This is a genomic window from Corynebacterium glaucum, assembly GCF_002287505.1.
GTDB lineage: Bacteria > Actinomycetota > Actinomycetes > Mycobacteriales > Mycobacteriaceae > Corynebacterium > Corynebacterium glaucum.
The window spans coordinates 2,466,539-2,481,849 of the sequence record NZ_CP019688.1 but is presented as its reverse complement, the minus strand read 5'-3'; the positions used below and the strand labels follow the sequence as shown (position 1 = coordinate 2,481,849).

Annotated in this window: 12 protein-coding genes; 11 read left to right on the top strand and 1 reads right to left on the bottom strand. The window is 61.1% G+C overall.

Translation table 11 applies throughout. From position 1 onward, the window contains the following. Positions 1-54: 54 nt before the first annotated feature. From CGLAU_RS11995 to CGLAU_RS11945, 11 genes are all read left to right on the top strand, one after another. On the top strand, positions 55-540 hold the full coding sequence (locus CGLAU_RS11995; protein WP_157731404.1) for a hypothetical protein: 486 nt from the start codon (positions 55-57) through the stop codon (positions 538-540). Positions 541-622: 82 nt separating this feature from the next. After that, on the top strand, positions 623-1,570 hold the full coding sequence (locus tag CGLAU_RS11990; RefSeq protein ID WP_095660910.1) for a YwqG family protein: 948 nt from the start codon (positions 623-625) through the stop codon (positions 1,568-1,570). A 24-nt stretch (positions 1,571-1,594) separates the two neighbouring features. After that, positions 1,595-3,058, top strand: a complete 1,464-nt coding sequence (locus CGLAU_RS11985; protein ID WP_095660909.1) for a DUF5129 domain-containing protein — start codon at positions 1,595-1,597, stop codon at positions 3,056-3,058. A gap of 456 nt (positions 3,059-3,514) precedes the next feature. Further along, positions 3,515-5,308 (top strand): DUF2075 domain-containing protein, encoded by a 1,794-nt coding sequence (locus CGLAU_RS11980; protein WP_095661205.1) that lies wholly within the window; start codon positions 3,515-3,517, stop codon positions 5,306-5,308. An 81-nt stretch (positions 5,309-5,389) separates the two neighbouring features. Further along, positions 5,390-7,267: a DUF2075 domain-containing protein gene (locus CGLAU_RS11975; RefSeq protein ID WP_095660908.1), complete on the top strand. Its 1,878-nt coding sequence runs from the start codon at positions 5,390-5,392 to the stop codon at positions 7,265-7,267. A gap of 80 nt (positions 7,268-7,347) precedes the next feature. After that, positions 7,348-8,259, top strand: coding sequence for an ornithine cyclodeaminase family protein (locus tag CGLAU_RS11970; RefSeq protein WP_157731402.1), 912 nt, complete (start codon positions 7,348-7,350; stop codon positions 8,257-8,259). Then, the gene (locus CGLAU_RS11965) at positions 8,256-9,323 is read left to right on the top strand and encodes a hypothetical protein (protein WP_095660906.1); all 1,068 of its coding nucleotides are present in this window, start codon (positions 8,256-8,258) and stop codon (positions 9,321-9,323) included. The genes CGLAU_RS11970 and CGLAU_RS11965 overlap by 4 nt, the downstream gene beginning before the upstream one ends. Before the next feature lie 79 nt (positions 9,324-9,402). Next, positions 9,403-10,812 (top strand): aromatic amino acid transport family protein, encoded by a 1,410-nt coding sequence (locus tag CGLAU_RS11960; RefSeq protein WP_157731400.1) that lies wholly within the window; start codon positions 9,403-9,405, stop codon positions 10,810-10,812. Between the two features lie 19 nt (positions 10,813-10,831). Beyond that, positions 10,832-11,362 carry a flavodoxin domain-containing protein gene (locus tag CGLAU_RS11955; RefSeq protein ID WP_095660905.1) on the top strand — a complete coding sequence of 177 codons (531 nt, stop codon included), beginning with the start codon at positions 10,832-10,834 and terminating at the stop codon, positions 11,360-11,362. 111 nt (positions 11,363-11,473) lie between these two features. Then, entirely contained in the window at positions 11,474-13,639 is a 2,166-nt protein-coding gene (locus tag CGLAU_RS11950) for a LamG-like jellyroll fold domain-containing protein (protein ID WP_095660904.1), read from the top strand. A 153-nt stretch (positions 13,640-13,792) separates the two neighbouring features. Then, positions 13,793-14,956, top strand: coding sequence for a Fic family protein (locus tag CGLAU_RS11945; RefSeq protein WP_095660903.1), 1,164 nt, complete (start codon positions 13,793-13,795; stop codon positions 14,954-14,956). On the opposite strand, the gene CGLAU_RS11940 is transcribed toward CGLAU_RS11945, so the two are convergent. Continuing rightward, positions 14,953-15,273, bottom strand: a complete 321-nt coding sequence (locus tag CGLAU_RS11940) for a hypothetical protein (protein ID WP_095660902.1) — start codon at positions 15,271-15,273, stop codon at positions 14,953-14,955. The genes CGLAU_RS11945 and CGLAU_RS11940 overlap by 4 nt on opposite strands. Positions 15,274-15,311 lie beyond the last annotated feature (38 nt).

The following is a 15,311-nucleotide window of genomic DNA, read 5'->3' as shown; positions in this document are numbered from 1 at the left end:
TGAGCGCCCCCGCTCCCCTCTCATTGCCCCCGCTTCCGCCTTAGAATCGGCACCGTGGTCAGCAAAGAGTTGCAAGGCTTCCTCGGCGTGTGCGGCCTCGCCATCGTCATGGGCGCGGGCGGAGTCGGCCTCGCGCACCTGCAAAACCCCGTTCCCACCAAAGAAGAGCTCAAAGTTTCCATGCGCACCGACGCGCCCGAAATCATGGTTTCGGATCCCGCCAGCCGCATGGGTCCGGAGGATAGGGCCACGTTGACGGACCGCACCGCAATCACTCTGCCGCCCGACTCGGTTGAGGTGGTCCACTACCTGGTGCTGCACGACGGCGAAGAAAGCAGGGATAACCTCGGCCGGTCCGCCGTCAGCTACCTCGCCACCCATCACCCGAAGCAAGTTCAGGGCAAAGAGCTTATCGACGGAGTGTTGTTGGTCAGCCTCGATGATTCCGGAGGCGCCGGCGTGATGGAGACCCACTTCGAGTACACCCCGGACATCACCGTGGGAAGAGCGTTGTTGGCTTTGGTTTTCTTGGCTTGCTGATCGGCTCTCTTATCGCGCTTGTGCGCGGCAGACGAGAGGTGCAGCGTTCGCAGCCGGGGTGAATCCGGGGCAGGATAGTGCCATGACGACGTACCAGGCGGCGATGTTCGACTTCGACGTTCCGCCCCCCATTCCCACCATTACTTTGACGCACGACCCGTCCGTCCCGGATTCGCCGACTGCTACCAAGATTGGCGGGCTCCCCTACCTGCCTGCACATGTGGAATGGCCGACCTACACCCACGGCCCGATGATGTTCTACGCGCAGCTGAACTTCGACGAGCTTCCACCTCTGCCGGGGTTCCCCGAGCGCGGCATCGTGCAGTTCTTCGGCGGCACGGATGAGATCTTCGGTTCGGACGATGTTGACGGCTGCTTCGTGCGCTGGATTGAAGACACGACTGCGCCCTCGGTGGGCACTCGGCCCGAGGGCGCCTTCTGCGACGATGGGCCGTTCACTAATCAGGACACGGTGCTCCCCTTACGCGGTGTGCTGGAAACCGCCCTCCCCAGCAGCGAAATGTCGCGGATTCGAAACTGGGCCGTGGGCGGCCCATACCCGGATGAGAATGACCGCGACATGTTCGCATCACGCACCGAGATACTTCGGCGGGGAGACGAGCTGACAATCATCAAGGCCCACGGCAGGGAGCTGCACTGGCGCAAAGGCACACCCGGCGGGGAATGGGAGGAACAGATAGAGTTCACCGCGAACAAAACCAATGAGCGTATCGATGAGCTCAAGCAGGAAGCATTGAGCGACGGTTTCGTCGAATACCCCGAGGCGTTCAGCCGAGTCGTCACAATCCTCATTGACTTCAATGCTGGGCACCGCGTTGGCGGCTACCCATTTTTCACGCAGACCGATCCAAGGCCTGCGTTCGCCGATTCAATCCAGCTGCTCCAGCTCGACTCAGACATGCCCGATGTGATGTGGGGCGATGTCGGCCTCGCCCACTGGTTCATCACCTCGGAGGATCTCGCGCGCAGGGATTTCAGCAACGTTACTTTCGCCTGGGACTGCTACTAGCCAAATTCTCGTAGAATTTTGCCTATGGCAGATAGAGGCAAAGGCTTCCGCGGCTCGAAGAGCAACTCGTTCAAGGACTGGGCCGCCGTGCTCGGGATCACCGCACTGCTGGGTCTCGGGGGCGGCGCGCTTGGTTACGCCAGCACCGAGGTCCCCGACGCGGCCGACTCACAGATCGCCACCCAAGCGGAAATGCCCGAGGTCATGATCTCCGACCCTGGCGACGTGCTCACACCCGACGACGAAGCTCGCCTGAAACGCGACGCCGAGCGCCTAGACCGCCCGGATACGGTCAAAACGCTGCACTACATCGCGCTCACTGAGAACCGCGACAACGTCAACGACTCCGTCGAAAATTTCCTCCGCGACAACTTCCCCGACCAAATCGGCAACGACAAATACGCCGACGGCGTGCTCATCGTCGGCACGGACGTGGTTGGCCGCCACCACTTCATCCTGGCTGGTGAGGACGTTGCAGACCAGCTCTACATCCGCGATGGCCAGCGCCTCGGAGACGCCCTCGAAGCTATGAAACTGGGGCTGCGCGACAACAACATCCCGGGCGGCTTCTTCGCCGGCGCGAACGTCGCCACCGACATCGAGGCCGCCCAGAACTACCCAGTCGAGCGGGCCGAATCTGAGCAGGGCAATGCGACGGTCGGCTACGGCCTCGCCGCCGGCGCTGCCGGTCTTGCAGGTGGCTCGATGACCGCCATTCGTCGAAACAAGCGGCGGAAGCAGATTGCTCAGGCTCGGGAGGATCACGCAATCGTCGCAAATGAATTTACTGGGCTGAGCCAGCGATTGGATGAGCTGGACATCCGAGCTAACTCCGTGTCCTCCGCTTTTGCCGACGCTGAGCTGCGCGACCAGTGGGAGGAGGTGCGTGACCGCTTCCTGAGGCTGCACGAGGTGAAGCAGCTGGGTGTGGACACGGACCGCCAGGCGTGGGAGAACCGCGAAGCGCTGGAGGAGGCTGCCGCGACGGTGACCGACACGGGCCACGCGGAGGAGAACATCAACCGCCTGTTCAACGCGGAGCGCGGCGACGTTGCTACCCGCCGCTCGATCCTGCTGGACATTCGCACCGATGCGCAGAACGCGCGCCGCGAGGTGAAGGACAAGGAGATCAAGCGCGACCTGCGGGCGCTCGAGGACCGCATCGAGGAACTGGACCGCAACGCCGCCGCGCCGGACTTCATCGACCAGTTCGTGATCTTGCTGCGCGATTATTCGACCCTGCTCGACGAGGTCAAGCGCCGCGAATTCTCCGACGTCCCCGAGCACACCCAGCTCGACTCCCCCACCATCACGCAGCCGGGCTTCATCTACGGCACCTACGTGCCGTACGTGCACATGAGTACGTGGCACAGCTCGAATGTGGCGGCGGAGCAGCAGGCCCAGTCGTCCGCGTCGTCGAGCTCTTCCAGCATCAACACGTCCTACAGCTCGGGGTTCTCAGGAGCAGGCGGTTCCAGCTCCTACTAGGAGCTTTTGCTTATCGACGCCCCTACGTCCCACCAGCCTCGCGCGCCCTCCCAGGGGCGAATCGTGCTTGGTTTGGGGCGTTTACGGTGCGGGGATAAAGTGAGGCCCCCTCGCGCGCTCGCACTCTAAATGGGGGGGTGGGTGAGTGCTCTACCGGCCTCGGGGGGGATGGGCCGTGGGCGAGGGGACCTACGCGCGAGAGTATACGCGCGTTTGTGTGACATGTCTACTGAACGCAATACTCGCAGGTTAGCGCGGTTGCGGACGAGGTTCTCAGCGCTAAAATAGGGGCCTTAGTCAAAAAGGCGCGACCCGACAGGCTTCCTCGAGCATCCTCGCTGACATGCCTCCACGTCGCACGATTCATCGTGCACGGAGGCGGTAGTGAGAGCTCTACGCTTAAGCGGAAGCGAATTCACTCGCGCTGCGGAGGATCCCACTTCGCTTGTGGAGAAAATGCTGCAGGAAAGGCTCCAGTCAGGAAACTCAAGGCCATCGCCCTCTGAACAGCGCTCGTGGGAGAACAGCCTTCCGGTCTTGGCGGAGGATCTTCAAGCAGCCGGTTTGGACGGAATCGAAGTCCTCCTGGAATACAGGCTGCCGCTGACATCACAACGGGTGGATGTCATCCTAGCGGGTTCGCATCCCCGAACCGGGGAACCATCGATGGTGCTCGTGGAACTGAAACGGTGGTCTGAAGCTTGGGTGTTCGAGGATGACCCGCATCTTCTGACAGTCCCTGGGGTACCGCACCCGAGGCTGCATCCCTCCAGGCAGGTCGCTGGATACCAGGACTATTTGAGGAGCTATCTCACCAGGCTGCACGACCACGAAAGCTGGGTCAGAGCGGTGGCTTACGTCCACGGCGTGATGAATGAACAATCTGCGACGGAGTTGTCCCGCGGTGCAGACGAGATTCCCGTTTTCACCGGAACGAGCCGACAAGAACTCCGCGCGCACCTCGCTGAGCATCTATCCCCCGACTGGGAGAGCCGAGCAGCTTCCCTGTTGCAGGAATCGCCCGTCGCACCGTCTACCAAGCTGATGCAAGTTGCCGCCGAGGAGATCCGCGAGAGGGAGCGGTTCACACTACTCGGTAACCAGCAGCTGGCAGCGGACATGATCACCCACGAGATCGAGCGTGCAGAGCAAGGTAGTTCGAAGCGCGTCATCGTCGTCCAGGGCGGACCCGGGAGTGGAAAGTCTGCGATAGCTCTTTCAGCGCTGGGCGATCTAGCGCGTGATGGAAGATCAGTGCTTCACGCCACCGGATCCCGCTCATTCACACAAACCATGAGGAAGGTCGCTGGGCACCGCAGTCGGCCGACTCAGAGTCTCTTCAAATATTTCAACAGCTTCGCTCAGGCAGAAGCGGACGGGATTGATGTACTAATCGCCGATGAGGCGCATCGCATTCGGGAGACTTCTAACAATCGGTTTACCAAGGCTACGAATCGAACGGACCGATTGCAGATTGACGAACTGGTTTCAGCGGCCAAAGTCCCAGTCTTCTTACTTGACGACAAGCAGGTTGTGAGACACGGGGAGCTTGGTTCAACAACCGATATCGCTAACTTCGCGCGAATGCAGGGCTTCGAAGCCACGGTCATTGAACTCGGCGAGCAATTCAGATGCGGTGGGTCCGCGGCCTACGTCGAATGGGTGGAGCAGATTCTCGGGCTCAGCGGTGCCGATCCTGCAGAGGCGGCCCTGCCTGTAGGAGATCCCTTCGAGGTTCTTGTAGTCGACTCTCCATGGGAGCTCGAGCACTTGCTCAAGGAGAAGCAAGCGAACGGCTTCACTTCCAGGATGACAGCAGGGTTTTGCTGGCCTTGGTCGGATCCAAACTCCGACGGTTTGGCTGATGACGTAGTCCTTGGCGAGTGGGCTCGCCCTTGGAACAACAAATCAGACCGCCGTATCGGCACCGCTCCCCCATCGGCACTTTGGGCGACTGAAGAGGGCGGATTTGATCAAGTGGGATGCATTTACACAGCTCAGGGATTCGAGTTCGACTGGGCTGGCGTGATTCTCGGGCCGGATATCCTCTGGCGCGATGGCCGCTTCGAAACAGTGCGATCGGCCAATAAGGACCCTCAGTTTCGAAGTGCTAGTCAGGTGCCGGACGTTCGCTTCGACCTATTGGTCCGACACGTCTACAAGGTGCTACTCACCCGAGGGATGATCGGCACCGTAATCTACTCACCAGATGAGCAGACGAGAGACGCTTTGCGTCAGCTTCTGACTTAACGCATCAAACCAGTCACTAGGGCCCAACGGACTTCCTGCCGGATATGTCCTCACCCCAACAAATCGGAGTGAGACATAGCCATGAACAAATTCCCTGCCCCATTCATCGAACGTGTCCCCTATAACGGTGACTTCGAAACGGCGCTTGCTACTGCACATGGAGAACGCGACGAATCGGATCGTGATGACTGGGTTCGCCATCAGTTGCGTTTTCCGACCGTCTACGTCATCCGTAGCCGTCGAAAAGTGAAATACGGGTCTCGATACACCGTCTACGTTGGGGAAACCAACGACATTAAGAAGCGAACACGGCAACACCTCTACCAAGATCCAAGGGGACGCGATGACTGGAAGGAGTTGGCGAAGAATCCAGACGTTGAGATGTACGTAATCGGGCATCCGTACTTCAACAAGTCGCTCACTCTGGATCTCGAGAACCGCTTCCTGCACTATCTCGAGGCTTGCCAGAGCGTTGAACACCACAATAACCGTCGCACCAACGAGCAACGCGAGTACTTCACGCTCGATCATCTCGATCCGATCTTCGAGATGGTCTGGGATGAGTTACGCGGTATGGAGCCCGAACTCTTTGATGATCGCGAAGCGATAAAGACCTCAGCGATCTTCAAAGCTTCACCGTTCCACAAGCTCAGCGAGGAGCAACTCGATGCTCAAAACCGAATCTTCGAAGCGGTTAATGCGGCCCTAGAGGCGAGATCGGAGCACGGAACCGAAAGCGAAAACAAACTAATCATTGTCTCCGGGGAGGCGGGTTCAGGAAAGTCAGTCCTCATTAGCAGCGTCTTTAATGGGCTGGTAAGCGGGGTAAGAGATGAGGATGAGCGCTTTCGCAAGCTCGCCGCAGGGCCTGACGGCGAGCGTGCTCCAGTCGACGCTTACCTAATCTCTGGCCACAAAAACGAGGGTGGTCAATACGCTGTTTACGAAGAAATCATCCGGAAGCTCGGTATACCCGCGCCCGAAGGCGAAGACAAGAAGCGAAACAGGGTTTATAAACCAACATCGTTCATTAACTCGTTTTCGCCGGATAATCCTGCGGACGTTGTGCTGATTGACGAAGCGCACCTTCTACTGACTCAGAAATCACTCGGCTACTTCTACGACAAGCCTCAAATTGAAGCAATTCTCGAAAGAGCCAAGGTAGTCATCGCAGTTTACGATGCCAAGCAGGTGCTCGAAACTCCTCAGCATTGGGAGACTCCGCTGGAGGAACACTTCCAACACCGATTGGCTGAACCCCCGATCCGTCTAGGAAGCCAACTCCGTCTCAATGCCGGGGATGCCACCGTCGAATGGATCCGAAACCTAGTCGATCCGGGCATCATTACAGAAATACCGGTTGACCCGGAAGGTTATGACCTCAGGATCTTTGAAAACCCAGCTGATCTCGAGAAGGCAATACGCAGGAAGGACTCCCAAGTTGAGAACAGTTTGGCCCGAGTCATCGCGACCTTTGACTGGAAATACAGCAGCCAGCACAAGAACGCTGAGGAAGATGATGGCCTTTGGTATGTCGACGTCCATCATCCAACCAAGCAAATCCGAATGCCGTGGAACTTACAGCTGAGCAGGGGAAATCAAGAGCGACGCATTGCATATCGGAGAGCGTGGTCTGAGACTCCAGAAACCATAAATGAAGTCGGTTCGACCTACACCATCCAAGGGTTCGATTTGAACTACTCAGGCGTCATCCTTGGTCCCTCCATCACCTACAGAGACGGGAGGATAGTCATCGATCCATCGAAGTCTGCACACGGCAAAGCCGTGCAACGGCGACAGATGGCCGATGGCTCGAAGGTGTCGTTTGGTGAACAGCTCATTAAGAATGAGCTCAACGTACTCCTGACCCGCGGCACCAAGGGTATGTACATTTACGCGCAGGACGAGGAACTGAGGAACGCTTTGCTAGACGCTCAACGTTCAGCATCTGAACACTAGTAACCCGCGGCCGGACGCGCTAGCGCCTAATGGTTGCTGGTTGGGGGCGAACCCTAACAAGCTGCCCTACCCTTGCGATCATGCGTTACCTCGGTAGTGAAGCAGTCCTTGAACTCCTTAGCCCTCGTGCTGCGGTTGAAGCCATTCGCAAGCCCCTGCTTGAAGGTTTCGACCCAGCTGAAGATCCGCACCGAGTCAAAGTCGGGTTAACGCACGGTGAGATGCACCTGTTGCCCTCATCGGACGGGAAATATGCGGGAGTCAAAATCCTCGGCATCCAGCCGCCTGGATCTACCGAGCAGGTTCCCCTAGTACAAGGGTCTTACCTGCTCATGGGCGGTCGAACCCTCACGCCCGAACTCCTCCTCGATGCCGCATCCCTCACCCGACTCCGCACCCCAGCGGTAGCCGTCGCAGGCGTGCTGGACTTGCTACGGGCTTCGTCGGAACCGTTGGAAGTCGCTATCTATGGCACCGGCGTGCAGGGTCGCGCCCATGCCGAAACGCTCATCGATGCTCTTCAGGGCATCCGAGAGGTGCACTGCACCTTCGTCTCCCGCACCCAACCCGCCGACCTGCCGTGGCCTTCGGTCGCCGCGGGCAGAGCTGAGTCCGACGAGATCGTCGGCCGCGCCGGGCTGGTAATCACCGCGACATCATCCCCGAAACCTGTCGTTACATCGGAGCAATTGCTTGACGACGCCATCGTGCTCGCCGTGGGAGCGCATACCGCGGACACACGTGAGCTCCATGAAGACGTGCTACGGGGTGCGCAGGTCATTGTGGAGGACATCGCTGCCGCCAAGCGTGAAGCTGGCGACGTGGTACAGGCGATTGAAGCTGCGGCGATTACGGGTACTGATCTGATCTCGATGCGTGATGTGGTCCGCGGCGACGTTGAGCTTGACCCGGGGCGCCGAGTGGTCTTCAAAACGGTCGGTATGCCTTGGGAGGATCTCGCGGTAGCTCGGGCAGTGGCAGAGGGATCATGAAGACATGGAGGTTCGCGGTAAAAGCCTCGGGCACGCGGGTACGGGGCAGTGTCATCATCGGCGCGGATTACCGCGGCGGTCTGAACGGCACCGCGTACGATCTCGGCGAGACGCTGGTCGCACGCATTAAGGCTGCGGCTGCTGCGTACCGGCCCGCGGATGAGTCGCAGGTGCTCGAAGGTCCGGAGGCTGAGCGATTAGCGGAGGCAGCACATTCCGCGCGGCGGAATGTGCAGCTGCTTCGCAGCTCTCCCGGTGTGGAGCAGGCGGTGGCGGTGACGAAGGCGCTCACGGATGTCTGCCGGCCAGCGATGGAGCAGGGGCCGCAGTTTACCTTCGCGTATTACCTGGCACGGTCGTTGCGCGACCACGTGAACAACTTGCACTTCTACCAGGTCGAGGAGTTTTGCGACGCGCTCGAAGACGCCCTCCCGCCAACCCCGCCTCTGCCCGCGCAGCCGGGTCCGGATATGTTCGCCCAGTTCATGGCCGGCGACCTCGAGGTGAGGGTGCACCTACGCGCGAAACGCCCGGTCTACGGGGTGCTGCGCGCCATGCTGCGGGCGGCGGAGGAGTACGTGGATGAGGTTGCGGGGCCGTCGGCACGCGAGTTCTACCAGGCCCTCGCCCACGCGACGACGCTGCTCAAGCTGGCCCAAAGCGAGGCCTACGAGCACAACGAGCAACTTCGCGAAGAGGTCCGGCGCAACTTAGAGCGCGCCGCGCGCATCCTCACCGCCGCGCGCGGGGAGTTCGCATACTTCGCCCACCTCGTGGACAGCGGCGAACTCAAACCTGCCGCACAGTGGCTGCCACTAGACATCCGCTCGATGGTGCCGCCTCGTCTGCAGAGGGAGGATTCGCAATTGCTTATCGACGCCCTTTCAGCCGCCATTCCCGGCCGCACCGTCGCCGTATTCTACGAGCCAGAAGGTGGGAATGGTGAGGCGTTTCCCGGGGACTGGGTGACGTCGATAAGTGATTTCAAGCCCCTCGAAGTGGTCGAACTTACCGACGACCTCTTGGCCTCTGAGACAACCCAGGTGTTTCGCGCGCGGTACTAGGGGCAGTCGGTGCATGGCGGGGGTGGCCGCTTCCCTACTGTTGAAGTATCCCGTGCCCACTGACGAAAGCAGGCCACCGATGTCCACTGCCTATGGCGGATCCAACTCCAACAATTCTTCAGGCGGTGGCAACGCCGACGAGCTCCCGGAGCTCCACAGCGACGAGCACCTCGAGCAGGCCCGCGACGAGTTCGAGATGGAGCACCTCTCCGACGCGGACCGTGAGCAGATCGAGGAGGAAGCAAAGACGGAGTCCACCCCCGACGGCTCGGTGATGTCGTGGGCAATGACGCTCTTCGGTACCGCCGTTGGCGCGGGCATCCTGTTCCTGCCGCTGGATGCGGGCACGTTCGGCTTCTGGCCGCTGATGATCGCAACCTTGTTCATCGGGCCGCTGGTGTTCTTCTCGCACCGCACGTACGCGCGCATCGTCTCCGGCTCCCCGATCCCCGGCATGGACGTGCTGCAGGTGGTCACGGCGCTCACCGGGCGCAAACGAGGGTTCGCCACGGCGCTCGTGTACTGGCTGGCGGTCTATCCGACGGTACTGATCTACGCAATCTCCATTACCAACACGCTGGAGAGCTTCATCATCAACCAGTTTGAAGGCCCGGAGATCAGCCGCTGGATCCTCGCGCCGATCTGCGTTGGCGTGCTCACCGGCGCGTTCGCCCTCGGACAGAAGATCACCCTCGCGATTGCGAACTTCCTGGTCTATCCGCTGATCGTCGCGCTGGCTGGAGTCTCGCTGTACCTCATTCCGCGATGGGACATCGAGAGCTTCATGTCGTACGAGGCGGACACACCGCTGTGGCAGTCGCTCCTGCTCATCTTGCCGGTGTTGGTGTTCTCGTTCAGCCACATGGCGGCGATGTCCAAGCTCGCGCTCGACGTGCAGAAGAACCACGACGGCGACGTGGCCGCCACCGAAAAGGACGTGACCAAGATCGAGCTCACCGCGGTCATCGCGCTGGTGCTGTTCACCATGTTCTTCGTCTGGTCGTGCGCCCTCGCGCTCGGCGCCGACGGCCTCGACGAGGCTGCCGAGCAGAACATCCCGGTGCTGTCCTACCTGGCGAACGAGACCGGTACGCCGCTGCTCGCGTGGCTCAGCCCGATCGTGGCAATCTGCGCGATCGCCTCGTCCTACTTCGGCCACATGCTGGGCACCGAGGAGGGCACCACGTACCTCCTGCGCGTCGCTGCACCGAATTTCGCCCAGCGCGTCAACGAGAACGTGCTGCGCTGGATGATCAACATCTTCGTGTTCGTCACTGGAACGGTGATCGCGGTGTTCAATCCGTCGATTATGACCCTGATCTCTGTGGTCGGCGGTGTGTTTGTGGCCTTCCTGGTGTACCTGGTGCCGTCGCTGCTGTTCCGCAAGGCGACTGCGTTCAAGCATTACGCGAACCGCCCGGACACCATCTTTGTGGGCATCATGGGTGTGGTTATCGTGTGCGTCACTATCTGGGACATGGTGCGGTAACAGGTGCCACAATGGCACCATGACCAGCATTTACTACGCCAGCACCTACGGTTCCACCAAGCAATACGCCGAGGAGTTGGCGCGCCGGGTCGGCGTAGATGCGGTGCCGATCGCCGAGGCCGGGGAGGTCAGCGCCGGTACCGCCGCGGGTCCGATTGTGGTGCTCGCGCCGGCGCACGGCCCCATGCATGAGGGCGTGAAGTTCGTACGCTCGCTGGGCAGTGAGGCATTGCGCAACCGCCCGGCCGCCGTCGCCACAACAGGCATGACTATCGACGACTTCGTGACCACGGCCGACCCCACCGGCGGCCTACTCGGCGATCTGGCCGATTCCGTGACGCGGTTCTACCTGCCGGGGCGGCTGAACTACTCGGAACTGTCTGCCGCGCACCGCAACGTGATGCGCGGGCTGATCACCGCGGTGAAGATGAAGCCGCGCAAGAACGAAAACGAGCGCAACATGATCGACTCCTACGGCAAGGACATCGATCGGGTTGACTTCGCCAGGCTCGACCCGATTGTGGAGTGGGTGGAAGTGCAGCAAATCTAGGCTTCACATGAAATTTACGTAAAAGAAACCTGCGAGGATTATCGTCGGCGGCGCAGCATCCCCACCGCACCCGCACTACCCGCGCCCGCACCGCAACCGCGAAGGACTCTCATGCGTAAACCAGTTGCCGCCCTCACCACTCTTGCCCTGCTCACCCCGCTGACCCAGCTGCCGCTGCCCGTCGCCGCGGCAGACGATCTCGCTTCCCGTTTCACCCTTGGCGTCATGCCGGATACCCAGTTCTACGCCCGCTACGGCACCGAAGCCGCGGGCGACATCTTCGGCTCCCGCTACGGTTCCAACCCGTTCGACGTGCAGACCAAGTTCCTCGCCGACAACCACGAGGCCCTCGGTACCGAGTTTGTCACCCACCTCGGTGACCTGGTGGATCAGCCGGAGGACCTCGCAAGCTGGGACATCGCCGACCGCGCCATGGCCGTGCTGGACCAGGCCAACCTGGACTACTCCGTGCTGCCGGGCAACCACGATTACGCGATGCTCGGCGGCGCCTCCGCGTTCGAGACCTACTTCCCTGTCTCCCGCGCAGAGCAGCTGTCCACCTTCAAGGGTCGCCACCAGTCCACCGACGTCTACGCCGGCGGCAAGGACTACAAGTTCCCAGGCCAGACGGTCGACTCGGAGTACCATATCTTCGAGGCCGAGGGCCAGGAGTACGTCGTCCTCGCGCTCGGATTCCGCGCCAACGACGACACCCTCGCGTGGGCCCAGGAAGTCATTGACGCCCACCCGACGCTGCCCGTCATCCTCACGGCGCACGAGATCACGGGCATTAGCGGCGACGGCTCCACCTACTTCACCGAGGAGTACGGCCAGCACCTGTGGGACACGCTGATTCGCAAGAACGACCAGATCTTCCTCACCATCGCCGGCCACCACCACGGCGCCGGCTACCACGTCACCACCAACGACGCTGGTCACGACGTGATCAACATCCTGCAGGATTACCAGATGGCCTACCTCGGCGGGAACGGCCTCATGGGCCTGCTGCAGTTCGACCTGACCAACAACCAGCTCGAGATGACCGCGTTCTCGCCGTGGGTCCAGCAGAAGGACAGCGCCAAGCTCACCGCGTTCGACCACCTCCTCCCGGAGGGCAGCGGCGATTCCTACGCGATCGACATCGACTTCGATGCCCGCTTCGCCGGCTTCAACGAAGCCTGGACCAAGGGCGATGAAAACGACCCGAACTACAGCGCCGTCCTGCGTGACACCGTCTCCAAGGGCTACACCCCCTACACCATCACGGAGACTGAAAAGCCTGCCGGCCCGGACGACTATGTCAAGGTCGAGGGCACAGCGGTGCACTGGCGGCCAGGTCGCACCACCTTCGAGGGGCAATTGCTTAACGACGGCCAGGCCGCCCCGGCCGGTTCCGTCATCCCGGACGTCGAAAGCGGCCAGGATATGACCCGTGTGAAGCACCGCGCAGGAGTCTCCGACAACCTGGTCACCTACTCCACCGACATCCACCCGCTGTCCTCCGACTCCGGTTCCCTGAAGTTCGCCGAGCCGAGCGCCAAGAGTGCCGTCGCCTGGTTCGAGACCGCCACAGGCGCGAAGATCAACTCGATGAACTTCGAGAACGGCTACACCATGGAGGCCTTCCTGAAACTGGACAAGGACTTCGACGGCGACGACAACGGCTGGTCCAACGCCCTGATCCGCGACGCTTCCGGCACCAAGGTCAACCCGAACGAGCCGGACGGCGACCCGATCCAGATGCTCGGCGTCTCCAACCTGCGTGAGCTGCGCTGGTACTCCCTCGGTGAGAACGGCAAGGGCTTCTCCAACTGGACCCACGAGGTGCCGAAGGGCGAGTGGATGCACGTCGCAGTGGTAAACGACCCGAAGAACAAGTCGGTAACCATGTACGTCGACGGCTCCCCGATTCTTCGCGACGGCTACGGCCCAATCGGCATGGCGGGCGAGGAGTACAAGTGGCTGCTCGGCACCTCCGCGTGGGAAGACGAGATGGAAGACGGCTGGTTCGGCAGTATCGGTGAGATCCGCATTGTGGATCGCCCGATCGGTGAGGATCAGTGGCTTACCGCCCGCGCACCGAAGACCGCGCCAACCACCGACGCACCCGCTTCGTCCACGCCGTCTGCTTCGTCCGCGCCGGCTGAACCGACTACTACTGCGGGGAGTTCAAAGTTCCTGTCCGGTGTCGGCGCGATCATCTCCCAGATCATTGGGGTCCTCGGTGGTGCCCTCTCTGCACTCGCTGCTCAGCTGCGCAACTTCCTGCGGATCTAGCAAGGGGCGATGAGGGCGATCTGGGGACTGAGTCCGGCGCTCATAAGTTTCGTGTTCAGACTAATGGGCCAAAGATAAGTCCTTAAGTTTGGTCAAGCGATGACTACATCAAACTTAAGGCGTGAACTTTCGCTCTCGCGCTAAGGTAAAGGCATGAGTTGGCCCGCAATCCAATACGAAACGCTGCCGTGGACACCGTCTGCGCAGCCGCTTTCGCGCCGGGCTGCTAAGACGCAACCTCGTGAGTATGGCGCTGCAAAGGTGCCGTCGATAAGCGAACTGCCCCTTGAGCTGTCCCAGGAAACCCTTGCTTTGGTGGAGCGGGCGACCGTTGAGGTAGTGCGCTTCGATGCGACGGAGGCGCATCGCCTGCTGCCGTTTACTCCCCTACTGCTTCGCAGCGAATCTGTCGCTTCGAGCCGGATTGAGCAGCTGACCTCGTCAGCGCGGAAGGTGCTTGAGGCGGAAATGACCGTTCGCGCCAGTGGCAACGCTGGACTCATTGCGGCGAATACTCGGCAGATGGCGGAGGCGGTGGATCTAGGTGTGCCGTCGCTTGAATCGATACTGGGGATGCACCGCGTGCTGCTGGAAGAGTCAGCTCCGGAGATCGCGGGCAAGTTCCGTGAGCAGCAAGTGTGGATCGGCGGGAGCGATCTGCACCCGGGTGATGCGGATTTCGTACCTCCGCATCACACCCGTCTGGCGGATGCAATGCGCGATCTCGAGCGCTTCATGCAGCGCGATGACCTGCCGGCTTTGGTGCAGGCGGCGGTTGCGCATGCACAGTTTGAGACCATCCACCCGTTTGCCGACGGAAACGGGCGCACCGGTCGGGCGCTGATACATGTGATCCTGCGTGACCGCAGCATTACTACTTCTGCGGCGCTACCGATATCGGTGGGGTTGCTCTCCGATACTGCCGGCTACTTTGACACGCTGAGCGCGTACCGGGATGGGGACGTTGGGCCGGTGGTGGCGCTATTCGCCCGCAGCGCGCTGGCGGCTACCGAACGCGGAACATGGCTTGCGAACGAGCTGATCGACGTGCGCGACGAATGGAACGGCCAGCTCACCGCGCGCGCCGACGCCCTCGCATGGCAGGTGCTCGACCTGCTTGTGCAACGCCCGATTCTCACTGCGGCGGTGGTTGCTGAGGAGTTCGACGCGTCGGTAGAAACTGCCCGCAACGCTCTCGAGCGCCTCGAGGCCGACGGCATCGTTATTGGTGGGCAGTTGGATCGGCGGCGGAGGGCTTGGCGCTCCCCCGATGTTCTCGAGCTGTTGGACGAGTTCGCTGCCGTGAGACGGAGCTAGCGGCCCAGCGAGCTCAGCCACGCGATCGGCGCGAGCAACATCGCGAGGCGGCCGGTGAAAAGCAGGTACCGGGATGATAGCGGTTGGACGGCAATCGTGGTTTTTTCCTGCTCCGTGAGGTGCTCAGTCCTGGGGAAGAAGAAGGTGTTGGACGACAGCGGGCCCGCATGCTCGTCGAACGGGCTCTTCGTTTCTTTCACGGTGTACGTCGGAGCGTTGTCTGCCATTGCCGGGGTGGTGGCGGCAATCGAAGTGGCGGTCAGCGTGACGGCGGCGGCGAGAATGCCAACGCGGCCGGTTCGGGTGTTGGTGCGCATGGGGTCTCCTAGGTTCCTCGGACGGTGACAGTTCTTAT